Source organism: Corynebacterium gallinarum, assembly GCF_014837045.1.
GTDB lineage: Bacteria > Actinomycetota > Actinomycetes > Mycobacteriales > Mycobacteriaceae > Corynebacterium > Corynebacterium gallinarum.
Map to the genome: position 1 here is coordinate 94975 of NZ_JACSPR010000005.1, position 22864 is coordinate 117838.

At 64.3% G+C, this 22864-nt stretch carries 21 protein-coding genes; 17 read left to right on the forward strand and 4 right to left on the reverse strand.

Annotated elements, in window-relative coordinates; translation table 11 throughout:
• Positions 1-20 precede the first annotated feature (20 nt).
• From aroB to nusB, 5 genes are all read left to right on the forward strand, one after another.
• Complete coding sequence (gene aroB / locus H9627_RS08360; protein WP_191733555.1) at positions 21-1130, forward strand: 3-dehydroquinate synthase; 1110 nt, start codon at positions 21-23, stop codon at positions 1128-1130.
• A 16-nt stretch (positions 1131-1146) separates the two neighbouring features.
• Positions 1147-1584 (forward strand): type II 3-dehydroquinate dehydratase, encoded by a 438-nt coding sequence (aroQ, locus tag H9627_RS08365; RefSeq protein WP_191733556.1) that lies wholly within the window; start codon positions 1147-1149, stop codon positions 1582-1584.
• 126 nt (positions 1585-1710) lie between these two features.
• Positions 1711-2802: an aminopeptidase P family protein gene (locus tag H9627_RS08370; protein ID WP_191733557.1), complete on the forward strand. Its 1092-nt coding sequence runs from the start codon at positions 1711-1713 to the stop codon at positions 2800-2802.
• 97 nt (positions 2803-2899) lie between these two features.
• Complete coding sequence (efp, locus tag H9627_RS08375; protein ID WP_191733558.1) at positions 2900-3463, forward strand: elongation factor P; 564 nt, start codon at positions 2900-2902, stop codon at positions 3461-3463.
• A 61-nt stretch (positions 3464-3524) separates the two neighbouring features.
• On the forward strand, positions 3525-4079 hold the full coding sequence (gene nusB, locus H9627_RS08380; protein WP_191733559.1) for a transcription antitermination factor NusB: 555 nt from the start codon (positions 3525-3527) through the stop codon (positions 4077-4079).
• Between the two features lie 71 nt (positions 4080-4150).
• On the opposite strand, the gene H9627_RS08385 is transcribed toward nusB, so the two are convergent.
• The 3 genes from H9627_RS08385 to H9627_RS08395 all read right to left on the reverse strand — a co-directional run bounded on the left by H9627_RS08385 (position 4151) and on the right by H9627_RS08395 (position 6654).
• The gene (locus H9627_RS08385) at positions 4151-4612 is read right to left on the reverse strand and encodes a YbjN domain-containing protein (RefSeq protein WP_191733560.1); all 462 of its coding nucleotides are present in this window, start codon (positions 4610-4612) and stop codon (positions 4151-4153) included.
• Positions 4590-5063, reverse strand: a complete 474-nt coding sequence (locus tag H9627_RS08390) for a YbjN domain-containing protein (RefSeq protein ID WP_191733561.1) — start codon at positions 5061-5063, stop codon at positions 4590-4592. The genes H9627_RS08385 and H9627_RS08390 overlap by 23 nt, the downstream gene beginning before the upstream one ends.
• Positions 5064-5130: 67 nt before the next feature.
• A complete protein-coding gene (locus H9627_RS08395; protein ID WP_191733562.1) occupies positions 5131-6654 on the reverse strand; it encodes a TIGR01777 family oxidoreductase in 1524 nt (507 codons plus the stop codon).
• 220 nt (positions 6655-6874) lie between these two features.
• On the opposite strand from H9627_RS08395, the gene pyrR reads away from it, so the two are divergent.
• The 12 genes from pyrR (at position 6875) to H9627_RS08455 (ending at position 21599) form a co-directional block, all read left to right on the forward strand.
• Positions 6875-7453, forward strand: coding sequence for a bifunctional pyr operon transcriptional regulator/uracil phosphoribosyltransferase PyrR (gene pyrR, locus H9627_RS08400; RefSeq protein ID WP_191733563.1), 579 nt, complete (start codon positions 6875-6877; stop codon positions 7451-7453).
• Positions 7453-8391 (forward strand): aspartate carbamoyltransferase catalytic subunit, encoded by a 939-nt coding sequence (locus tag H9627_RS08405; RefSeq protein ID WP_191733564.1) that lies wholly within the window; start codon positions 7453-7455, stop codon positions 8389-8391. The genes pyrR and H9627_RS08405 overlap by 1 nt, the downstream gene beginning before the upstream one ends.
• A 52-nt stretch (positions 8392-8443) precedes the next feature.
• Entirely contained in the window at positions 8444-9796 is a 1353-nt protein-coding gene (locus tag H9627_RS08410) for a dihydroorotase (RefSeq protein WP_191733565.1), read from the forward strand.
• Between the two features lie 77 nt (positions 9797-9873).
• The gene (gene carA, locus H9627_RS08415) at positions 9874-11076 is read left to right on the forward strand and encodes a glutamine-hydrolyzing carbamoyl-phosphate synthase small subunit (RefSeq protein WP_191733566.1); all 1203 of its coding nucleotides are present in this window, start codon (positions 9874-9876) and stop codon (positions 11074-11076) included.
• Positions 11077-11081: 5 nt separating this feature from the next.
• On the forward strand, positions 11082-14423 hold the full coding sequence (gene carB, locus H9627_RS08420) for a carbamoyl-phosphate synthase large subunit (RefSeq protein ID WP_191733567.1): 3342 nt from the start codon (positions 11082-11084) through the stop codon (positions 14421-14423).
• Positions 14424-14428: 5 nt separating this feature from the next.
• Positions 14429-15271, forward strand: a complete 843-nt coding sequence (pyrF, locus tag H9627_RS08425) for an orotidine-5'-phosphate decarboxylase (protein ID WP_191733568.1) — start codon at positions 14429-14431, stop codon at positions 15269-15271.
• Positions 15272-15476: 205 nt separating this feature from the next.
• Positions 15477-15797 carry an integration host factor, actinobacterial type gene (gene mihF / locus H9627_RS08430; RefSeq protein WP_003855986.1) on the forward strand — a complete coding sequence of 107 codons (321 nt, stop codon included), beginning with the start codon at positions 15477-15479 and terminating at the stop codon, positions 15795-15797.
• 6 nt (positions 15798-15803) lie between these two features.
• Entirely contained in the window at positions 15804-16376 is a 573-nt protein-coding gene (gmk, locus tag H9627_RS08435; protein ID WP_191733569.1) for a guanylate kinase, read from the forward strand.
• A 142-nt stretch (positions 16377-16518) separates the two neighbouring features.
• Positions 16519-16752 (forward strand): DNA-directed RNA polymerase subunit omega, encoded by a 234-nt coding sequence (gene rpoZ / locus H9627_RS08440; RefSeq protein ID WP_225213683.1) that lies wholly within the window; start codon positions 16519-16521, stop codon positions 16750-16752.
• A 164-nt stretch (positions 16753-16916) separates the two neighbouring features.
• Positions 16917-18191: a bifunctional phosphopantothenoylcysteine decarboxylase/phosphopantothenate--cysteine ligase CoaBC gene (gene coaBC / locus H9627_RS08445; RefSeq protein ID WP_191733570.1), complete on the forward strand. Its 1275-nt coding sequence runs from the start codon at positions 16917-16919 to the stop codon at positions 18189-18191.
• 102 nt (positions 18192-18293) lie between these two features.
• Entirely contained in the window at positions 18294-19517 is a 1224-nt protein-coding gene (gene metK, locus H9627_RS08450) for a methionine adenosyltransferase (RefSeq protein WP_191733571.1), read from the forward strand.
• Between the two features lie 24 nt (positions 19518-19541).
• Positions 19542-21599, forward strand: coding sequence for a primosomal protein N' (locus tag H9627_RS08455; protein ID WP_191733572.1), 2058 nt, complete (start codon positions 19542-19544; stop codon positions 21597-21599).
• A gap of 21 nt (positions 21600-21620) precedes the next feature.
• Here the strand turns inward: H9627_RS08455 and H9627_RS08460 are convergent, their stop codons facing one another.
• Positions 21621-22847, reverse strand: a complete 1227-nt coding sequence (locus H9627_RS08460) for an HNH endonuclease signature motif containing protein (protein ID WP_225213653.1) — start codon at positions 22845-22847, stop codon at positions 21621-21623.
• Between the last annotated feature and the right edge of the window lie 17 nt (positions 22848-22864).

The window sequence follows — 22864 nt, forward strand, 5'->3', positions numbered from 1 at the left end:
ACTTCCACCTGAAAGGCCCTGTGCACGTGACCACCATCTTCGATACCGTCCCCGTCAATGGCGCATCCCCCTATGAGGTTGTGATCGGTTCCGGACTCACCCCGCTCATCGCGGAGCGTGCGGCCACGTCAGGTGCCGCCCAGGTGGCCCTGCTCCACCAGCCGAACCTGGCGGAGGTCGCCGCCGGTATCGATGAGGCCCTGCAGGCCGCCGGACTCCAGGTTCTCCACCTGGAGGTACCGGATGCCGAGGCCGGCAAGACCCTCGCCGTGGCGGGGGAGTGCTGGGACAAGCTCGGTGCCGCCGCCTTCGGGCGTCGCGACATCATCATCGGCATCGGTGGTGGTGCGGCGACCGACCTGGCCGGGTTCGTCGCCGCAGCGTGGATGCGTGGTGTCCGGGTGATCCAGGTCCCCACCACGGTGCTCGGCATGGTCGATGCCGCCGTCGGTGGCAAGACCGGTATCAACACCGCCGCCGGCAAGAACCTGGTCGGGGCCTTCCACGAGCCCGACGCCGTCTTCATCGATCTGGACCGGGTGCACACCCTGCCGGAGGAGGAGATCATCGCGGGTTCCGCGGAGATCATCAAGACCGGGTTCATCGCGGATGAGGAGATTCTCCGTCTCTACGAATCCGACGCGGCCGCCTGCCTGCAGAAGGACATGACAGGCTCCCACCTGCCGGAGCTCATCGCACGCTCGGTGCGGGTGAAGGGTTCCGTGGTCAGCGCGGACCTGAAGGAATCCAATCTGCGTGAGATCCTCAACTACGGCCACACCTTCGCCCACGCCGTCGAGCTGCGGGAGAACTTCCAGTGGCGTCACGGCAACGCGGTGGCTGTGGGCATGATGTTCATCGCCCACCTCTCGCACAACCTCGGACTCATCGACGCTGAGCTGCTGGAACGCCACCGGGCGATCCTGGACTCCATCGGTCTGCCCACCACCTACGAGGGTGGGGCGTTTGATGAACTCCATGCGGGCATGACCCGCGACAAGAAGAACCGTGACGGCCATATCCGCTTCGTCGCGCTCACCGCCGTCGGTGAGGTCACCCGCATCGAGGGACCTGACCGCGCGGAACTGGTCAGGGCCTACGAGGCCATCAGCAACCCGACAGACGCTTAAAGGATCCGGTGTACCCATGCATGTTCTGGTGATCAACGGACCCAACCTCAACCGGTTGGGCAAACGACAGCCCGAGGTCTACGGTTCGACCACCCTCGCCGACGTCGAGGCCATGGTGAGCCGGCGTGCCGACGCCCTCGGGGTGGACGTGAGCTTCGTCCAGTCCAACCACGAGGGTGAGCTTATCGACGCCGTGCACAACGCCGCCGACCACGGCTGGCCGGTGATCATCAACCCGGGTGGTTTCACCCACACCTCGGTGGCGCTGCGTGACGCACTGGCGGAAATCGCCGACGGGGCCGGTTTCGTGGAGGTGCACATCTCCAACGTCCATGCCCGTGAACCGTTCCGCGCGCACAGCTACCTCTCACCGATCGCGCTCGGTGTCATCGCAGGTCTCGGGGTCAGAGGGTATGAACTGGCCCTGGAGTTCCTCGCCGATCGGGAGCACTAGACCCCCACCCCGCCCCGAAATCCCTCCCCGGTGGCCCCGGCCGTACTACATTGGCTATAACCTTTAGTTCAAATGTAGAGACACGTTCCCGGGTGGTTGCGCCCCAGGGGAGAAGGAGCGACACACATGGCTTTGGCTGATACACGTTTTGCCACCCGCAGGAGAGCACTGGCTTCCAAACTGGCGGCCCAGCGGATCGACTCCATCCTGGTGACCAGTCCGATCCACGTGCGGTACCTCACCGGGTTCACCGGTTCCAACGGTGCGCTCCTGTTGCACAAGGACCTCTCGGCCCGCATGTGTACCGATGGGCGTTACACCACCCAGATCGGTGAGGAGGTGCCGGATATCGAGGCCATGATCGAACGTGCCTCCGCCACCGCACTCCTGGACACCGTGGAGGGGGATCGCCGGGTGGCCTTCGAAGCCTCCCAGACCACCGTCGCACAGCTGGATGCGTTGCGTGAGGCCGCCGGGGAGGATGTGCAGCTGATCCCCGTCACCGGTGTCGTTGAATCCATCCGTCTGCACAAGGACCCCTTCGAGCAGGACCGCCTGCGGGAGGTGGCCGCAGTGGCCTCACAGGCCTTCGAGGATCTCCTGTCCGCCGGGGAGCTGGCCGAGGGACGCTCCGAACGGCAGGTGGCGGCGGATCTGGAATACCGGATGCGGATGCTCGGCGCCGAACGGCCCAGTTTCGACACGATCGTGGCGTCCGGGCCGAACTCGGCCAAGCCCCACCACGGGGCGGGTGACCGCATCATCCAGCGCGGTGACCTGGTCACCATCGACTTCGGTGCCCATGCCCGTGGGTTCAACTCCGACATGACCCGCACGATCGTCATGGGTGATGCGGGGGAGTTCGAAACCGAGATCTACGACATCGTGCTGCGTGCCCAACTCGCCGGTGTGGAGGCCGCCTACACCGGGACCAAGCTCGTGGACATCGACCACGCCTGCCGTTCCATCATCGAGGACGCCGGATACGGGGACTACTTCGTGCATTCCACCGGCCACGGGATCGGACTGGAGGTGCATGAGGCACCCGCCGCCGCGAAGACCGCCACGGGCGTTCTGGAGGAGGGATCCACCCTGACGATCGAACCGGGAATCTACGTTCCGGGTAGGGGCGGTGTGCGCATCGAGGACACCCTCATCATCACCGCCGGTGCACCGGAAATCATCACCAAGGTGGGGAAGGACCTCCGCGTGGTGTAGTCTGGGTTAGCTATTCAGTCCCCACCCGGTTGTCGCGGTCCACTCTGCGCCTGAGGTGGGGCACCCACTGACGCCAAACACAAGGGAGATCATCACCGTGGCATCCACCGCTGATTTCAAGAACGGCCTTGTCCTCAAGGTCGACGGCAAGCTGCAGCAGATCGTCGAGTTCCAGCACGTGAAGCCGGGCAAGGGCCCAGCCTTCGTGCGCTCCAAGCTCAAGGACGTCGTCACCGGCAAGACCGTCGACAAGACCTGGAACGCCGGTGTCAAGGTTGAGACCGCCACCGTCGACCGTCGTGACATGACCTACCTGTACAACGATGGCAGCTCCTACATCCTCATGGATGACAAGACCTTCGAGCAGTTCGAGCTCCCCCTCGACGCCTTCGGTGATGCTGGCCGTTTCCTCCTGGAGAACATGCGCGTCCAGGTGTCCTTCCACGACGGTGAAGCCCTCTTCGGTGAGCTCCCCGTCTCGGTTGACCTCCGCGTCGAGCACACCGACCCGGGCCTGCAGGGTGACCGTTCCACCGGTGGCACCAAGCCCGCCACCCTCGAGACCGGCGCCGAGATCCAGGTCCCGCTGTTCATCGAGACCGGCAACATCCTGAAGGTGGATACCCGCGACGGTTCCTACCTCTCCCGCGTCAACAACTAGGCATCATCCCGGGGAATCCCCCACCCACACCTCATCTGAACAGGAACAAAGAGTACTCAACGTGAGCGAGAGTCGACAAGGTTATAAACGCCATGGAGCCCGTTACAAGGCACGCCGTCGTGCGGTAGACATCCTCTTCGAGGCGGAGTCCCGTGACGTGGATCCGGTGGCGATCATCGATGACCGCAAGACACTGTCCAGCGCCGTCGATCCCGACGTGGCGCCGGTGGCCGATTACACCGAAACCATCATCAACGGCGTCGCCGTGGAGCTGGACACCATCGATGACCTGCTCTCCGAGCACATCGCAGAAACCTGGCTGCTGGAACGCCTCCCCTCCGTCGATCGCGCAGTGCTGCGCGTGGCGTCCTGGGAGATGCTCTACAACCCGGATGTTCCCGTGACCACCGCGGTGGTGGAGGCGGTGGAGATCGCGTCCCAGTACTCCACGGACAAGGCCAGTGCCTACATCAACGCCACCCTGGACAACATGGCTTCAAAGATCGATGAGTTGCGTGCGCGCGCGGCCAACCCCGGCGCAGTGTCCGAAGCGGACACCCCGGTCGCTCCCTGGGATGACTCGGAGGACGATGAGGCGGAGGATACCCGCCCGTAATCCCCATCAGCGCTGAAAAATGGCCGGTTCCTGCAATCCTGGAACCGGCCAATTTTTGTGTCTCCTGGGAGTTAACCGATGGTGTAGTCCTTGACGGCCTTCTCCACGGCATCCTGGATAGCCAGAACATGGTCGATGGCGTTCTTCAGCATTGCGGACAGCTGGATGTCATTGAGTCCCGCGGCGATGGGGATATCCTTCTCGGCGCGCACTACGGCCTTCTCCGTGCGGTCCATGACCACGGCCTTCGCGGCGAAGTTGAAGCAGTTGACCTGGTTGCAGGCCAGGTGCCAGCGGGGATCGCCATCGGCGATGGTGGTCTCGGTCGCCTTGTCGGTGCGCACGATGAGCACGGAATCCAGCAGGGCGAACATGACGGGGTAGCCGTTGAGGTTGGCGGAGGCCACCGAGGCGTTCTTCCCCTGGCTGTCGGCGACCGACAGCTCGATGCCGAATTCCCTCATGATGGCGACCACACGGTCGAGGGTGACGGCGATGGGCTTGGGGGTGTTAGTGCTGCTCATCGTGGTCATCCTTCCAGGTGACGAGATCGGGGAACTGCTGCTCGAGCCAGTCGAAGGCGGTGGTGGTCGCCTCGAGGGAGCTCATGATGAAGGCCCCGACCTGGTTGTGGCTGAGCCCCGCCGAGGTGGTGAGTTGGCGGATGGCGTTGACCGCGAGGGTGTCCTGCTCCATCTCGAAGAAGCGCAGGGTGGGGGCGAACTGGGTGAGGTTCCACTCATTGACAGCGGCCAGCACCACCGAGGCCTGGTCCGTTGCCGGGGCTCCGCGCCACATGGCCTCCATGGTGAGGCCGCCGTCGAGGGCGATGAAGCTGATGGCGGCGTTGATGAAACCGGTACGGACCACATCGGTGCCGTCGAGTTGATCGACGCGGTAGTTGAGGTTCTCGTCATCGAGGATCCTCGTCACCGCATCCAGGCGAAACGCCGTGATGTCGTGGGGTGAGTCAGCTGCAGTCACTGTGGAATCTGTGTCCTAACGGGGAGTTGATAATTTTCTACAGCCACCCACCCTACCGGCCGTGTGATCAGCTGTTGCGTCGACGTCTGAAGTCGAGGATGGAGGTGCGGATCGTCTCCTCCACCTCTGCGTCGTCGACAGGCGCGGGCGTCTCCTCCCCCTTGGCGGCCTTACGGGCAGCCTTGGCGGAGAGGCGTGCCTGTTTCTTCTCGCTGGCCTCCAGGGCCTCCTGATCACGGGTGGCTGCGGCGTCCGCCAACTCCTCGCCACCGAGTTCATGGGCGATGGCGGCATCGATGGTGGTGTAGCGGAAGACATGGCCGAGTTCCTGCAGCGCGGTGGGCAGGACCTTCTGGTTGGACAGAGCCAGTTCCTCGGCGCCCTGGCGGCCCAGGATGATCTTGGGGCCGATGGTGGGGATCTGGAAGAACGCCGGGCGGTGCAGTTGGGAGGCCAGCACCTTCGTCATCTCCTCATTGGTCACCGGGTTGGGTGCGGTGGCGTTGATAGGTCCGGAGACATTCTTGTCGATCACCGCCCGGTAGAAGATGTCGGTGAGATCATCGAGGGCGATCCAGCTGAACCAGTTGCTGCCGTCGCCGAACTGACCACCCAGGCCTGTGGAGAACAAGGTCTTGAGCACGGGCAGCATGCCACCGCGGCCGCTGAGTGCAACACCGGTGCGGATCATTGCGACCCGCTTGCCCGCCTGGGAGGCGGGTTCGGTGGCCTTCTCCCAACCGCGGACCACATCAGCGAGGAATCCGCCACCGGTGGGGGACTGCTCATTCAGTTCCTCATCCCCGCGGTCGGGACCGTAGAAACCGATCGCCGAGGCCGAGACCATGGTGTGGCAGGACTCGGAGGCCGCCACCAGTTCCGCCAGGTTCCGGGTCGGTGTCACCCGGGACTTGCGGATGGCGTCCTTGTGGGAGTCGTTGAAACGACCGAAGATGGGTTCACCAGCCAGGTGGATGAGTACATCGATGCCGTCGAGAAGCTCAGGCGACGGATGCTCCGGATCCCAGGTGCGCTGCCCGGGTTTCGCCTCTCCACGCACCAGCTGCACCACGGTGTGCCCACCGGTCTGCAACTGGCCGGTCAGGGCCCGGCCGATCAGGCCCCTGGACCCGGTCATGGCGATGGTGAGCGGGGTGTCGTCGCCAAGCTCCTTGAAACGCTGCAGTGCCAGCATGTCCTCCAGCAGCTGGTGCTGACGGTAGGCGAACATGCTCGTCAGGGCGATGCCCGGGACGCGGGTGTTCACCGAATCCGTAATCAGGGTGCCCCCGTCCTGATCAACGAAGTTGTGTACATGCCGCCAGTTGGCCAGGGCCTTCACCGGGGCGTTGGTGCACACATCAGTAAAACGGCTGCCGTTGAGGTACCCCGACAGATCATGCCGCGCCACCCATTTCAGGCCCGCGGGCAGGCTGAAGATGGTGGTGCCATCCGAGAGACGTTCCGCCTGCTGGATGGGGGTGAAGGGCACGAAAGGAGGGGAGAGTCTGGTCACGGCACCCTTACGCGTGTGCCAATCCCAGACCTCTTCGCGGGGAAAAGGAATAAAATGACTGGTGGTCAGACTCACAGGGGCTTCTCCAAGTCAACGGAATGATTCCCGGGTGGGGTAACCGGGTGTCTGGTGGTGTCCTCATGTTACTCTCCGCGCGTTTATGGGGTAACATCCAAGATGTCGAAGAGACACTCTCCAACAGCATAGTCAGCTGAAACTACAAGGGTGTCATGACGGACCAGAAAATTAGACATCCTTTAACGGACCGCACAGTGAGGCGGGGAAGGAGGTCACGATGAGCGAACGTAGGAATACGGTGGTCGAACTCCTGGGGGAGAACGACGTCAACCGTACCGTCGCGCGCATCGCGCACCAGATTATTGAGAAGACCGCTCTTGATTCACCGGGAGCGGACCGGGTCATGCTTTTGGGAATCCCCTCGGGTGGTGTTCCCCTGGCGGAGCGCTTGGCAGCCAAGATTGAAGAATTCTCGGGCGTCCGTGTTGATACCGGCGCCATTGACATCACCCTCTACCGTGATGATCTCCGCAATAAGCCACACCGTGCACTGCAGCCCACATCCATCCCCTCCGGTGGCATAGACAAGACCACCGTTGTCTTGGTTGATGATGTGTTGTTCTCCGGCCGTACCGTCCGCGCCGCACTTGATGCGCTGCGTGACCTGGGGCGCCCCAACTACATCCAGCTTGCCGTCCTCGTTGACCGCGGACACCGCCAGCTGCCCATCCGTGCTGATTACGTGGGCAAGAACCTGCCCACCGCACGCGCGGAGGACGTCACCGTGATGCTCCGGGAGATCGACGGCCGTGACGCCGTGACCCTCACCCGCGAAGAGGGCGAAGGGGACATTTGATGAAGCACCTCCTCTCAATTGCGGATCTGTCCCGCGATGAGATCATCAGCCTCCTCGATGAGGCTGACCGCTTCAGGGAGGTGCTCGAGGGTCGGGAGGTGAAGAAGCTGCCCACGCTGCGTGGGCGGACCATCTTCACCCTCTTCTACGAGAACTCCACGCGTACCCGTTCCTCCTTCGAAACCGCAGGCAAGTGGATGAGTGCGGATGTGATCAACATTTCCGCCTCCTCCTCCAGCGTGAAGAAGGGCGAATCCCTCAAGGACACGGGCCTGACCCTGTCCGCCATCGGTGCGGATGCCATCATCATGCGTCACCCGTCGTCAGGCGCGGCCCAGCAGCTGGCGGGCTACGTCGCCCCCGGCGGGGTGGGTCCCAGCGTGATCAACGCCGGCGACGGTTCCCACCAGCACCCCACCCAGGCGCTTCTCGACGCCCTGACCATCCGTCAGAGGCTCGGTGGCATTGAGGGACGCAAGATCGTCCTCGTCGGTGACGTCCTGCATTCCCGGGTGGTGCGCTCCAATGTGGATCTGCTGTCCACGCTGGGCGCGGAGGTTGTCCTGGTTGCTCCGCCGACCCTCCTGCCGTACGGCGTGGAGAACTGGCCGGTGCGTACCAGCTACGACATGGATGCTGAGATCCGGGATGCGGATGCGGTGATGATGCTGCGCGTCCAACAGGAACGCATGCAGGGCGGATTCTTCCCCTCCCACCGCGAGTACGCCACCCTCTACGGCATGAGCAAGGCCCGTGAGGCCAGCCTGAAGGACTCCGCGATCATCATGCACCCGGGTCCGATGCTGCGTGGCATGGAGATCAACTTCGGTGTGGCGGATGCCCCACGTACTGCTGTCCTGCAGCAGGTAAGCAACGGTGTTCACGTGCGCATGGCTGTGCTGTTCGCACTCGTCGCAGGTTCAGACGCCACCATCTGACGATTGTCACCACGGCCGGTGGTACCGGCCGCTGTTTAAGGAATCTTCCGACATGACTGTTAATGAATATCCCGAGACCGGTGCGCTCGCGCCGGCTGCACCGGGAACCCTGTTGGTCACCGACGTCCGTGTGTACGGCGAGGGTGAGCCGACCAACGTCCTCATCCGCGATGGTGTGATCGACTCCCTCGAGGCCCCCGCCTCCGGTGAGTACGACCACGTTGTTGACGGCAACGGGGGAGTGCTGCTCCCCGGTTTCGTCGATATGCACGTCCACCTGCGCGAACCCGGCCGTGAGGACACCGAGACCATCGCCACCGGTTCCGCGGCTGCCGCCAAGGGTGGGTTCACCGCGGTGTTCACCATGGCCAACACCACCCCCGTGATGGACCAGCCGCTGATCGCCGAGGGGGTCTGGTTCAAGGGCCAGAACGTCGGCCTGTGCGATGTGCACCCCGTCGGTTCCATCACCAAGGGCCTGGCGGGCAAGGAGCTCACCGAGTTCGGCATGATGGCCCGTTCCGAGGCGCGTGTGCGCATGTTCTCCGACGACGGCAAGTGCGTCGATGATCCCCAGGTGATGCGCCGCGCCCTGGAGTACGCGAAGGGCATGGATGTCCTCATCGCCCAGCACTGCGAGGACCACCGCATGACCGAGGGTGCCAGCGCCCATGAGGGCGAGAACGCAGCCCGCCTGGGACTGCGGGGCTGGCCACGGGTGGCCGAGGAGTCCATCGTGGTCCGTGACGCCATCCTCGCCCGCGACTACGGCAACCGCGTGCACATCTGCCACGCCTCCACGGAGGGCACCATCGAGCTGCTGCGCTGGGCCAAGTCCCAGGGCATCCCGATCACCGCCGAGGTGACCCCACACCACCTCATCCTCACCGATGAGCGCCTCAAGACCTATGACGGTGTCAACCGCGTCAACCCGCCCCTGCGTGAACAACGCGACACCCTCGCACTGCGGGATGCGCTTCTCGACGGCACCCTCGATGTCGTGGCCACCGACCACGCCCCCCACGGTTCCGAGGACAAGTGCTGTGAATTTGAAAACGCCAAGCCCGGCATGCTCGGCCTGGAGACCTCCCTGTCCATCATCGCGGACACCTTCGTGGCCTCCGGGCTCGCGGACTGGCGGTTTGTGGCGAAGGTCATGAGTGAGCGGCCGGCGGAGATCACCCGTCTGCCCGGACATGGTCGTCCGATCGCGGTGGGGGAGCCCGCCAACCTCACCATCGTGGATCCGGGGCAGACCTGGACCGCCCGGGGTGAGGAGTTCGCCTCCAAGGCATCCAACACCCCCTATGAGGGCATGGAGTTCAGCGCCAAGGTTTCCCACACCATCCTGCGTGGTCGCGTCACGTGTGAGAACGGGCAACCCGCGATTGCATATAATGCATAAGAGTGAATAAACTACAGTTCGAGCAATCTCACCCCGCCCGTGTACCGGGCGAACCTACGAAAGGCGACGCTGTCACCGTGAGTAATGAAACCAATGCGAACAGCACCGACTCCCGCCAGGGCGTGACCAACATCGGTTCCGTCCCTGCCTACCTGGTGCTGGCGGATGGCCGTACCTTCAAGGGCTTCGGCTTCGGAGCCATCGGCACCACCCTGGGCGAGGCTGTCTTCACCACAGCCATGACCGGTTACCAGGAGACGATGACCGACCCGTCCTACCACCGCCAGATCGTGGTCAACACCGCACCGCAGATCGGCAACACCGGGTGGAACGAGGAGGACAACGAGTCCCGCGACGGATCGATCTGGGTGGCCGGTCTGGTCATCCGCGACCTCGCCGTCCGTGTGTCCAACTGGCGCGCCACCACCACCCTCCAGGAGGAGATGGCCAAGCAGGGTGTGGTGGGCATCGGCGGTATCGACACCCGCGCACTGGTGCGCCACATCCGCAATGAGGGTGCGGTCCCGGCCGGTATCTTCTCCGGCGCGGATGCCGAGCGTCCCATGGAGGAGCTCGTGGAGATCGTCAAGAACCAGCCGTCGATGGTCGGCGCGAACCTCGCCGTAGAGGTCTCCGCCGATGAGACCTACGTGATCGAGGCCGAGGGCGAGGCACGCCACACCGTGGTTGCCTACGACCTGGGCATCAAGCAGAACACCCCGCGTCGTTTCGCCGCCCGTGGTGTGCGCACCGTGATCGTGCCGGCGGAGACCCCGTTCGAGGAGATCAAGCAGTACAACCCCGCCGGTGTGTTCATCTCCAACGGCCCCGGTGATCCGGCTGCAGCCGACACCATGGTCAACATCGTCCGTGAGGTGCTCGCCGCCGATATCCCGTTCTTCGGCATCTGCTTCGGCAACCAGATCCTGGGCCGGGCCTTCGGCATGGAGACCTACAAGCTGAAGTTCGGCCACCGTGGCATCAACGTCCCGGTTAAGAACCACATCACCGGCAAGATCGACATCACCGCCCAGAACCACGGTTTCGCCCTCAAGGGTGAGGCCGGCCAGGAGTTCGAGACCGATTTCGGTACCGCCGTGGTCACCCACACCTGCCTCAACGACGGAGTCGTCGAGGGTGTCGCCCTGAAGTCGGGTCGCGCCTATTCCGTCCAGTACCACCCGGAGGCCGCCGCAGGCCCCAACGATGCAAGCCCACTGTTCGACCAGTTCGTCGCACTGATGGATGAAGACTCCGAGAACCAGAAGGAAGAGGCGTAAGAAACATGCCCAAGCGCTCAGATATCAACCACGTCCTGGTCATCGGCTCCGGCCCCATCGTCATCGGACAGGCCGCTGAATTCGACTACTCCGGCACCCAGGCCTGCCGTGTGCTCAAGGAGGAGGGCCTGCGCGTCACCCTCATCAACTCCAACCCGGCCACCATCATGACCGACCCGGAGATGGCGGACCACACCTACGTTGAGCCGATCGAGCCCGAGTACATCGAGAAGATCTTCCAGAAGGAGATCGAACAGGGCCACCCGATCGACACCGTCCTGGCCACCCTCGGTGGACAGACCGCCCTCAACGCCGCCATCCAGCTGGACCGCCTCGGCATCCTGGAGAAGTACAACGTCGAGCTCATCGGTGCCGACATCGACGCCATCGAGCGCGGTGAGGACCGCCAGAAGTTCAAGGACATCGTCGCCACCATCGGTGGTGAATCAGCACGCTCCGCCGTCTGCCACAACATGGACGAGGTCTACGCCACCGTCGAGGACCTCGGTCTCCCCGTCGTCGTGCGCCCCTCCTTTACCATGGGTGGCCTGGGTTCCGGCCTGGCCTACACCATGGAGGACCTCGACCGCATCGCCGGTGGTGGCCTCGCCGCCTCCCCGGAGGCCAACGTCCTGATCGAGGAATCCATCCTCGGTTGGAAGGAATTCGAGCTGGAGCTCATGCGTGACGCCGACGACAATGTCGTGGTCATCTGCTCCATCGAGAACGTCGATGCACTCGGTGTGCACACCGGCGATTCCGTCACTGTCGCCCCCTCCATGACGCTGACCGACCGTGAGTACCAGATCATGCGTGACCAGGGCATCGCCATCATCCGCGAGGTCGGTGTTGATACCGGCGGCTGTAACATCCAGTTCGCCATCAACCCGACCGACGGCCGCATCATCACCATCGAGATGAACCCGCGCGTGTCCCGTTCCTCCGCGCTGGCCTCCAAGGCCACCGGTTTCCCGATCGCGAAGCTGGCCGCCAAGCTGGCCATCGGCTACACCCTGGATGAGGTCACCAACGACATCACCGGTGTCACCCCGGCCGCCTTCGAGCCGACCCTCGACTACGTGGTGGTCAAGGCCCCACGCTTTGCCTTCGAGAAGTTCCCCGGCGCCGATGACACCCTGACCACCACCATGAAATCCGTCGGTGAGGTCATGAGCCTGGGCCGCAACTACATCGCGGCACTGAACAAGGCACTGCGCTCCCTGGAGACCAAGCAGCTCGGTTTCTGGACCAAGCCGGATGAGTACTTCGCCGGCGAGCGCGCCACGGATCTCCAGGCCGTCCTGGAGGATCTGCGTCGCCCGACCGAGGGTCGCCTCTACGACGTCGAGCTCGCCATGCGGCTCGGCGCCACCATCGAGGAGCTTTACGACGCCTCCTCCATCGACCCGTGGTTCCTGGCGGAACTGAAGGCACTCGTGGACTTCCGCGAGAAGCTGGAGGACGCACCCGTCCTGGATGAGGAACTCCTGCGCGAGGCCAAGTTCATGGGTCTGTCCGACCTCCAGATCGCCGCTGTGCGTCCGGAACTCGCCGGTGAGGACGGGGTGCGTCGTCTGCGTTATTCCCTGGGTATCCGCCCGGTGTTCAAGACCGTCGACACCTGTGCCGCCGAGTTCGAGGCCACCACCCCGTACCACTATTCGGCCTACGAGTTGGATCCGGCCGCGGAGTCCGAGGTCGCCCCACAGACCGAGCGTGAGAAGGTCCTGATCCTGGGATCCGGCCCGAACCGCATCGGCCAGGGCATCGAGTTCGACTACTCCTGTGTGCACGCAGCCCTGGAGCTGTCCCGCGTGGGCTATGAGACCGTCATGGTCAACTGCAACCCGGAGACCGTCTCCACCGACTACGACACCGCTGACCGCCTCTACTTCGAGCCTCTGACCTTCGAGGATGTCATGGAGGTCTACCACGCGGAGTCTCAGTCCGGCACCGTCGCCGGTGTCATCGTCCAGCTCGGTGGTCAGACCCCGCTGGGTCTGGCCGAGCGCCTCAAGGCCGCCGGTGTCCCGATCATCGGCACCTCCCCGGAGGCCATCAACATGGCCGAGGATCGTGGCGAGTTCGGCGACCTGCTGGGCCGCGCCGAGCTTCCTGCCCCGGCATTCGGCACCGCGCACTCCTTCGAGCAGGCCCGCGCCGTGGCCGATGAGATCGGTTACCCGGTCCTGGTCCGTCCGTCCTACGTGCTCGGTGGCCGTGGCATGGAGATCGTCTACGATGAGGCATCCCTGGAGGACTACATCCAGCGCGCCACCGAGCTGTCGACCGAGCACCCGGTGCTGGTCGACCGCTTCCTGGACAACGCCATCGAGATCGACGTCGATGCGCTCTGCGACGGCGAGGAGGTCTACCTCGCCGGCGTCATGGAGCACATCGAGGAGGCCGGTGTGCACTCCGGTGACTCCGCCTGTGCACTGCCGCCGATGACCCTGGGCGCCCAGGACATCGAGAAGGTCCGCCAGTCCACCCGGGCACTCGCCCTGGGCATCGGTGTCAAGGGCCTGATGAACGTGCAGTACGCCCTGAAGGATGACATCCTCTACGTCATCGAGGCCAACCCGCGTGCCTCCCGCACCGCGCCGTTCGTCTCCAAGGCCACCGGCGTCCACCTGGCCAAGGCGGCATCCCGCATCGCGGTGGGTGCCACCATCGCCGAGCTGCGCGCCGAGGGCATGATCCCGACCGGGTACGACGGTGGCTCACTGCCTCTCGACGCCCCGATCGCGGTGAAGGAGGCCGTCCTGCCGTTCAACCGTTTCCGCCGCCCCGATGGCCGCAGCCTGGACACCCTGCTCTCCCCGGAGATGAAGTCCACGGGTGAGGTCATGGGTCTGGCCGACAACTTCGGTGCCGCCTACGCCAAGGCCGAGACCGGCGCATTCGGCACCCTCCCGACCGAGGGCAGCGTGTTCGTCTCCGTGGCCAACCGCGACAAGCGCAGCGTCATCCTGGCCATCCAGCGTCTGGATTCCATGGGCTTCAAGATCCTGGCCACCGAGGGCACCGCCGGTATGCTGCGTCGCAACGGCATCGACTGCGAGGTCGTGCTCAAGAGCTCTGACGTGCGCGACGGCGTCGAGGGCCGCTCCATCGTGGACCGCATCCGTGACGGTGAGGTGGACCTCATCCTCAACACCCCGGCAGGGTCCGCGGGTGCCCGCCACGACGGTTACGAGATCCGTGGTTCCGCCGTCACCGTCGGCGTCCCACTGGTGACCACCGTGCAGGGTGTTACCGCTGCGGTGCAGGGCATCGAGGCACTGCGCCGCGGTGAGCTCACCGTCCGTGCGCTGCAGGAACTCGACCACGCGGTGAAGGCCTGAGTGTCTTGACGCAGACGTTCGGAGACAAGCTTCTCGACGCCGCGTCCACCCGTGGGCGGCTGTGTGTGGGTATTGATCCCCATGAGAGCCTCCTGCGGGCCTGGGGGCTTCCGGTCGATGCGACGGGACTGGCGGAGTTCTCCCGCATCTGTGTGGAGGCGTTCGCTGACACCGTCGCACTGGTCAAGCCCCAGGTGGCGTTCTATGAACGCTTTGGTTCGCGTGGTTTCGCGGTCCTGGAGGAGACCATCGGCACCCTCCGCGAGCAGGGTTGTCTGGTGGTCTCGGATGCCAAGCGCGGGGATATCGGATCCACCATGGCCGGTTATGCCACAGCCTGGCTGGACCCCGCCTCACCGCTGTCCAGTGATGCCGTGACGGTCTCGCCGTATCTCGGTTTCGGTTCCCTGCAGCCGGTCTTCGACCTGGCGGAGGAACACGGCAGGGGAGTGTTCGTCCTCGCCGCCACCTCCAACCCGGAGGCACGTGTCCTCCAGGACCAGACCGATGCGGCTGGGGTGAGCATCTCCCAGCAGATCGTCAACGAGGCTGCGGCGCTCAATGCACCTCACAGGGCGCAGCACCGGGCCGGCAATATCGGTGTGGTGGTCGGGGCAACCCTGACCGATCCACCGGTGCTGTCCGGGCTGAACGGTGCCATCCTCATGCCCGGCGTCGGCGCCCAGGGTGGCACGGCACGCGACGTGGACACCATCGCCGGGGATATGTCCCACCTGGCGTTCCCGAACGTGTCCCGGGCAGTGCTGGCACAGGGTCCGGATGTGGAGAATCTGCGGGCCGCGGTGTCGGAAACCGCCGCCGCGTTTCCAGGTTTCCCCAGGTCATAGACCGGAACAAGGCCTTTGTCTGCGAGTCTGTGACCTGCAGGTTTGTCAAACAAGGGCCTTGCCACCTTTGTGTTTGTTGAAGTAGTGCTAGACTAATCCAAAATCGCAGGGTGACACGCGTGGTATTCACTCGTGTATCTTCGATTCCCGGGTATGAAAAAGTATCCGTCTGTACATAGATCACACACGAAAACGGAGGAACCCCGTGGCCCTTCCACAGTTGACTGACGAGCAGCGTAAGGCAGCACTTGCCAAGGCAGCCGAAGCACGCAAGGCACGCGCCGAGCTCAAGGAGAACCTGAAGCGCGGCAACACCAACCTCAAGGAGGTCCTGGACAAGGCAGAGTCCGACGAGATCATCGGCAAGACCAAGGTCTCCGCACTGCTCGAGGCTCTTCCGAAGGTCGGTAAGGTCAAGGCAAAGGAAATCATGGATGAGCTGGGCATCGCCCAGACCCGTCGTCTGCGTGGTCTCGGTGACCGCCAGCGTCGTGCGCTCCTCGAGCGTTTCGGATTCGAGGACTAATTCCTGGTGTCCGGCGATAAACCACACGGAAGGCTCGTGATTCTGGCGGGCCCCTCGGCAGTCGGAAAGTCGACTGTGGTGGATCGCCTCCGTAGTGACGTTCCCAACCTGTACTTCAGTGTGTCCATGACCACCCGGGATCCGCGTCCGGGTGAGGTGGATGGCAGAGATTATTTCTATGTCACCGCACAGGAGTTCCAGGAGAAGATCAACCGTGGGGAGATGCTCGAATGGGCTGACATCCACGGTGGTCTGCAGCGGTCGGGCACTCCCGCCGAGCCTGTTCAGAAGGCTCGCGAAGAGGGTCGCCCTGTTCTCGTCGAGGTTGACCTCGTCGGGGCCCGCAATATTGCCCGTCTGATGCCCGAGGCCGAAACCATCTTCCTGGCACCACCCTCATGGGAGGTGCTGGTTGAGCGGTTGACTGGCCGGGGGACTGAAAGTCAGGACGTCATCAATCGCAGGCTGGAAACCGCACGCGAGGAATTGGCAGCACAGAGCGAGTTCAAGCACGTCGTCATCAATGACGATGTTGAGAAGGCCGTTGCGGCCATCAAGGCTGTTCTCCTCGGCACTTAGCCAAAAACGGGGCGGTAGGGTATGCTTTACCGATTGAGCAACCTTCCCGCTCTTACACTACTGTCTACAATCTTTTGAAAAGGTGTCAGTGACCAACGTGAGCAACGAGACCAACGCCACCAAGGCCGTCTTCGATCCGCCAATGGGCATCACCGCCCCTCCGATCGATGAACTGCTGGACAAGGTCACCTCAAAGTACGCCCTCGTGATCTTCGCCGCGAAGCGTGCGCGACAGATCAACAGCTACTACCAGCAGGCTGATGAAGGTGTCTTCGAGTTCATCGGACCCCTCGTCACCCCGCAGCCGGGCGAGAAGCCACTGTCCATCGCCCTGCGTGAGATCAATGTCGGCCTCCTCGACCACGAGGAAGGCTAGAGCCCACACCGGCGCTTTGAGCCCATAATTTCACAGCACTTTCAACACCCAGCCCACCGTCATCAAGAGGTGGTCACTGGGTGTTTTAAGCATGCCAGGATCACCCTCCGGCTAGAGTGTGGGAAGAAAACCAATCCCCATCCAGCCGAAGGAATGCAACAGGCATGACGCAGCAGCGTGTGAGTGACCAGGTCCAGTCCATCCCCGAGTCGAAGCGCCGGGTGGTCGTCGGCGTCGCGGGTGGCATCGCAGCCTACAAGGCCTGTCACATCATCCGCGCCTTCAAGGAGGCGGGAGATGATGTCCGGGTGGTCCCCACCGAGGCCGCCCTGGGTTTCGTCGGTAAGGCGACCTTCGAGGCTCTGTCGGGTAATCCCGTCTCCACCACGGTGTTCGATGACGTGGATCAGGTGCAGCACGTCCGCATCGGTCAGGAGGCCGATCTGATCGTCATTGCCCCCGCCACGGCGGACCTGATGGCTCGTCTCGTGATGGGTCGGGCGGATGATCTGCTGTCGGCCACCGTGCTGGTGGCCACCTGCCCGGTGGTCATCGCCCCGGCCATGCACACCGAGATGTGGTTCAATCCGGCCACCGTGGCCAATGTGCGCACCCTGCGGGAACGGAATATTACTGTCATCGAACCCGCGCATGGCCGTCTGACCGGTAAGGACACCGGCCCGGGACGTCTGCCGGATCCGGAACAGATCGTGGAGATCGCCAATGCGGTCGCCGGTGGGGTCATCCTCAACCAGGACCTGGTGGGGAAGCGTGTCCTCATCACGGCCGGCGGCACCCAGGAACATATTGATCCGGTGCGTTATATCGGCAACAGCTCCTCCGGTAGGCAGGGGTTCGCACTCGGGGAGGTGGCTGCCCAGCGTGGTGCGCAGGTGACCATCATCGCTGGCAACACCGTGGAACTGCCGACCCCGGCGGGCGCGGAGATCGTGGATGTCACCTCCACCCAGGACATGTTCGCTGCGGTGCAGGAACGGGCGGGGGAGTCCGACATCATCATCATGGCGGCGGCCGTGGCGGATTTCCGCCCGGATACCCAGGCCGATTCCAAACTGAAGAAGGGCGCTGATGAGGGGGCACTGAGCACCGTGCATCTGGTGGAGAACCCGGACATTCTCAAAACCACGGTCCGTCGCAGGGCTGAGGGGGAACTCGCCTCGGATCCCGTCATCGTCGGGTTCGCCGCCGAGACCGGTGATGCGGAAACCAGCGCACTGGATTATGCCCGGGCGAAATTGGAGCGCAAGGGCTGTGACCTGCTGATGTGTAATGAGGTCGGCCATGGCAAGGTGTTCGGCCAGACGCACAACGAGGGGTGGATCCTGACCGCGGACGGTGGCGTCACCGAGGTGGCTGAAGGCACCAAGCTGGAGGTGGCCGCGCGCATCCTGGATGCCGCCGTGGCAGTGGAACGCTGAAACTAACAGACCGTCGTAATTGTAAAATTAGACAGCTTGGTCTACATTAGGGAGAGCATTTCCACGAACCACCAGTGTTCATCTCCTGAAAGAAGGGTTTCAGTGTCCCAGCCAACCGCAGTTCGTTTGTTCACCAGTGAGTCAGTGACGGAAGGACACCCGGACAAGATCTGCGACGCGATCTCAGACACCATCCTCGATGCCCTGTTGACCGCGGACCCCCTGTCCCGCGTCGCCGTCGAAACCGTGGTCACCACCGGCATCGTCCACGTGGTGGGCGAGGTCCGGACCAGTGGCTATGTGGAGATCCCACAGCTGGTGCGACAGAAACTCATGGAAATCGGTTTCAACTCCTCCGACGTCGGCTTCGACGGCAAGACCTGTGGCGTGTCCGTCTCCATCGGTGAGCAGTCCCATGAGATCGCCGCCGGCGTGGACATTGCCCAGGAAGCCCGCGGTGACGGCCACTTCGAGGAGGACGACCGGGCAGGTGCCGGTGACCAGGGCCTGATGTTCGGATACGCCACCAATGAGACCCCGGAGTTCATGCCTCTGCCGATCGCCCTGGCACACCGCCTGGCACGCCGGTTGACCCAGGTCCGCAAGGAGGGCATCGTCCCGCACCTGCGTCCGGACGGCAAGACCCAGGTCACCTTCGCCTACGATGCGGACGACAACCCCTCCCACCTGGACACCGTGGTCATCTCCACGCAGCATGACCGGGAGGTCGACAGCGCTTGGCTGGAGCCCCAGCTGCGTGAACATGTCATCGACTGGGTGATCCGGGACGCCGGTCTCGAGCACCTGGCCACCGGCGACATCACCGTCCTGATCAACCCGTCGGGGTCCTTCATCCTCGGTGGTCCGATGGGCGATGCCGGTCTGACCGGCCGCAAGATCATCGTGGACACCTACGGTGGCATGGCCCGTCATGGTGGTGGGGCGTTCTCCGGCAAGGACCCGTCAAAGGTGGACCGCTCCGCCGCGTACGCGATGCGCTGGGTGGCCAAGAACATCGTGGCTGCAGGCCTCGCCGATCGCGCGGAGGTCCAGGTCGCCTACGCCATCGGCCGTGCCAAGCCGGTGGGTCTGTACGTGGAGACCTTCGATACCGCCAAGGAGGGTCTGACCGATGAGCAGATCCAGGCTGCGGTCACCAAGGTGTTCGACCTGCGTCCGGCCGCCATCATCCGTGAACTGGACCTGCTGCGCCCGATCTACGCCCAGACCGCGGCCTACGGTCACTTCGGCCGCACCGACCTGGACCTGCCCTGGGAGGCCACCAACCGCACCGGTCGACTCCGTGAGGCGCTCGGCCTGAAGTAGAGGCCACTATAGTATCTTCGAACCATGGCCAATCCCCGCGTCCCCGCTCCAGAAGTACCGGTGGCGCGGGTTCTGCCTCTTCTGGGCCTGCCCCACCTGGACCGGTTGTTTGACTACCGGATCTCGACCGATCAGCACGAGGATGCCCGGCCCGGCGTGCGGGTGCGCATCCGCTTCGGCGGCAGGCTTGTCGACGCCATCCTCATCGACCGCACCGGCCATACCGACCATGCAGGTGAACTGGCCTGGCTCGACCGGGTGATCTCACCGGTTGTGGTCTACCCGGAACAGACCGCCCGCCTCATCGAATCCCTCACCGACCGATACGGTGGGGTCCGTTCCGATCTCATCCGCTCCGCCATTCCCTCCCGCCACGCCGGCGCCGAGGACTCCGACACCTCCACCCCCTGGCATGACCTGGGTGCGGTGACGGAACCCGACCTGTCCTCCTGGTCCGCCTACCAGTACGGGCAGTCCTTCGTTGATGCCGTGCTCGCCGGAACCACGGCCCGCGCGGCCTGGCAGATCGCCCCCGGCGATGACTGGGCCCTCGCGGTGGCCTCACTGTCGGTCAAGGTGGTCAAGGATGGTGGCGGGGCTCTGATCGTGGTGCCGGATCAGCGTGACGTCGACAAGCTTGAGGCCGCACTGCGCACCCTCGTCGCCGCCAAACAGGTGACGGTGCTCAACTCCGGGCTCGGGCCACAGGCCCGGTACCGACGGTTCCTGTCGGTGCTCAGTGGGCAGGGACGTCTCGTGGTCGGGACGCGCAGCGCGGCGTTCGCCCCGGTGGCGGATCTGAAACTCACAGTGATCCTGGGCGACGGTGATGACAACCTGGTGGACCCGCGCGCCCCGTATGTCCACGCCCGTGAGGTCCTGACCACCCGTTCCGCGCTGGAGGGGAGTTCGCTGATCATCGGTGGACACACCCGCACCGCGGAAACCCAGCTGCTGGTGGAGGCCGGGTGGGCACATGACCTGGTCGCCCCGCGCGAGACCGTCCGCACCCGGATGCCCCGGATCCAGGCTGTCGGCGACTCTGATTTCGAGCTCGAACGCGATCCGCTGGCCCGTTCCGCCCGTCTCCCCGGCCTGGCGTTCCGGGCCGTCCGGGACACCCTCAGCCGCAATGAACCGGTGCTCATTCAGGTCCCCCGCAAGGGGTATGTACCCACCCTGGCCTGCGGGAACTGCCGCACCCCCGCACGATGCCGCCACTGTAACGGCCCCGTCGGCCTGCCCCAGTCGGATCAGCATCAGGGTGGTGTGCCCACCTGCCGCTGGTGTGGGCGCCCCGACACCCGGTTCCGTTGCCAGGCGTGTGGCTCACCGAAGCTGCGCGCGGTGGTGTTGGGTGCGGAACGCACCGCGGAGGAACTCGGGCGTGCCTTCCCCTCCACCCGCATCATCACCTCGGGTGGTAACCGCGTGGTCGACCACATCGACTACCGGGCCTGCATCGTGGTGTCCACACCCGGCGCGGAACCAGCAGTGCATACGGGTGTGGACCGCTACAGCGGGGACACCTCCCGCGGCGCTTATGGTGCCTGCCTGCTGCTGGACACCTGGGCACTGATGGGCAGGCAGGATCTCCGCGCGACGGAGGACACTCTGCAGAAGTGGGCGGCGGCGGCCACGCTGGTGCATTCCCATATCCACGGTGGTCATGTGGTGGTGGTGGCTGATCCCTCCCTCGCCGTGGTGCAGTCCCTGATCCGGTGGGACATGGTGGGCGCGGCAGCCGCGGAGCTCGCCTCGCGCCGGGAGGTCAGGTTTCCGCCGGCTGTCCACATGGCGGCCATCGATGGTGCCGCCGCGGCGCTGGACAGTTTCGTGGAACTGGCGGAACTGCCCGCCCACGCGGAGGTGCTCGGGCCGGTGGATCTTCCCCCGGGGGTCACCCTGCCGGGTGAATATGATGAGGCGCGTTTCGGGCCCCCGCAGCGCATGCTCATCCGGACCCCACTGGGGCCGCGCTCCGAACTGGGCAGGGCACTGCGCTCGGCACAGGTGGCACGGGCAGCACGCAGGAATGACCTGCCACTGCGCGTGCAGATGGATCCGATCCACATCGGATGACACCGCTGTCCAGTCTGTGTCCTAGAACGGTGGTTCATCATCCTGGACTCCTGCCGTCTCGGTGGTTTCTGTGGTGGCTTCAGCTTTCGCCGCTGCCGCCCAGCGCTGACGGTGTTTGGTGCGGTACTGCGAGACCGTCTGCGCCCATCTGGCCCCCGTCGGTGTCAACGGCCCCTCCGGGACGGTCACTGCCCAGGTGCCATCAGACAGCAGCCAGATGACGATCCCGGTGACCGGGTCCATGAAGTAGGTGATCCGGCCGTTGGTCTTGTCGTTGTGGTGGTGTCGGCACAGGCTGCACAGGTTGTGCACGCAGGTGCCACCGCCATCCTCGTGGTTGACGCGGTGATCGCAGTCGCAGTTGATCGCCTTGGCGGTGCATCCCGGGAACCGGCAGGTTCCGTCGCGTCCCTTCACCGCAGCCCTGATGTCATGACACGGATCATGACCGTTGAGGTGTTTATCCCTGGCTTTGTCCATGTCGTGGGTCCGGGTGGTCCGGGCGGTCCATTTCTCCCCGGTGCAGGAGTCCAGCCAGCCGATCCCGCTGGCCCACACCGGGGCGTTGGCGAGATCGGAGGCGGTGTAGAGATGCAGATCCACCGTGACGGTGGCCTTTCCGAGAATGAGGTCCACGAGGGCCTCGGCGGCGGTCTTCCCGGTGGCGTTGGCGTGGTTGCGGATTGCGTCGTCGATGAGTGTGGCGTCAACCGGGTCGAGGGTGGCCTGGAGGTCGGTGGTGCCATCGGGGTTGGGTGAGATGTGGACCTCCTTGGTGCCCGGGGTGGTGTTGGTCGCCCGGGGATCACTGAGCATGTCCCGGATGGCGGCGATCTTGTTGGAGATGGCCCGGGCGGAGGGCAGGACCTGATTGGGTGTGGTTGGGGTGAGGTAGTCGGTGAGATGGTCATCGACTGTGGCCAGGTGGTCGGGATTGAGACCGAACAGGGCGTTGGAGATGGCGATCAGGCGTTGGGTGTCGAGGTGGAACAGGTCGTGCTGCAGGGCGCGGAGGCCGGGTAGGTCGCGGAGTTGGTAGAGGGCGAGGATGATCTGGGTGACGCGGTTGCGGGTGATGCCGGTGGAGATGGACAGCGTGGCAACGGTGTGTTCGAAGTCGGCATCCTCATCGGGGAGGACCTCCTCCCAGGCCAGGTGGTCCGTCTTGCGGATGGTGGTCATGTGGACGGCCATGGGGTCGGTGGGGTTGTTGACGGTGTAGTAGTACGGTGTTGTGTTGGTGTTCATGGTGGTACCCCCTGTGG

What these genes read in the sequence shown, in the direction of transcription:
- H9627_RS08405 (WP_191733564.1), top strand. Translation starts at nt 7,453, where the DNA reads ATGAAGCACCTCCTCTCAATTGCGGATCTGTCCCGCGATGAGATCATC.
- H9627_RS08410 (WP_191733565.1), top strand. Translation starts at nt 8,444, where the DNA reads ATGACTGTTAATGAATATCCCGAGACCGGTGCGCTCGCGCCGGCTGCA.
- H9627_RS08385 (WP_191733560.1), bottom strand. Translation starts at nt 4,612, where the DNA reads ATGACCACGATGAGCAGCACTAACACCCCCAAGCCCATCGCCGTCACC.
- H9627_RS08455 (WP_191733572.1), top strand. Translation starts at nt 19,542, where the DNA reads ATGGCCAATCCCCGCGTCCCCGCTCCAGAAGTACCGGTGGCGCGGGTT.
- aroQ (WP_191733556.1), top strand. Translation starts at nt 1,147, where the DNA reads ATGCATGTTCTGGTGATCAACGGACCCAACCTCAACCGGTTGGGCAAA.
- H9627_RS08460 (WP_225213653.1), bottom strand. Translation starts at nt 22,847, where the DNA reads ATGAACACCAACACAACACCGTACTACTACACCGTCAACAACCCCACC.
- H9627_RS08370 (WP_191733557.1), top strand. Translation starts at nt 1,711, where the DNA reads ATGGCTTTGGCTGATACACGTTTTGCCACCCGCAGGAGAGCACTGGCT.
- pyrR (WP_191733563.1), top strand. Translation starts at nt 6,875, where the DNA reads ATGAGCGAACGTAGGAATACGGTGGTCGAACTCCTGGGGGAGAACGAC.
- coaBC (WP_191733570.1), top strand. Translation starts at nt 16,917, where the DNA reads ATGACGCAGCAGCGTGTGAGTGACCAGGTCCAGTCCATCCCCGAGTCG.
- carB (WP_191733567.1), top strand. Translation starts at nt 11,082, where the DNA reads ATGCCCAAGCGCTCAGATATCAACCACGTCCTGGTCATCGGCTCCGGC.
- rpoZ (WP_225213683.1), top strand. Translation starts at nt 16,519, where the DNA reads ATGGGCATCACCGCCCCTCCGATCGATGAACTGCTGGACAAGGTCACC.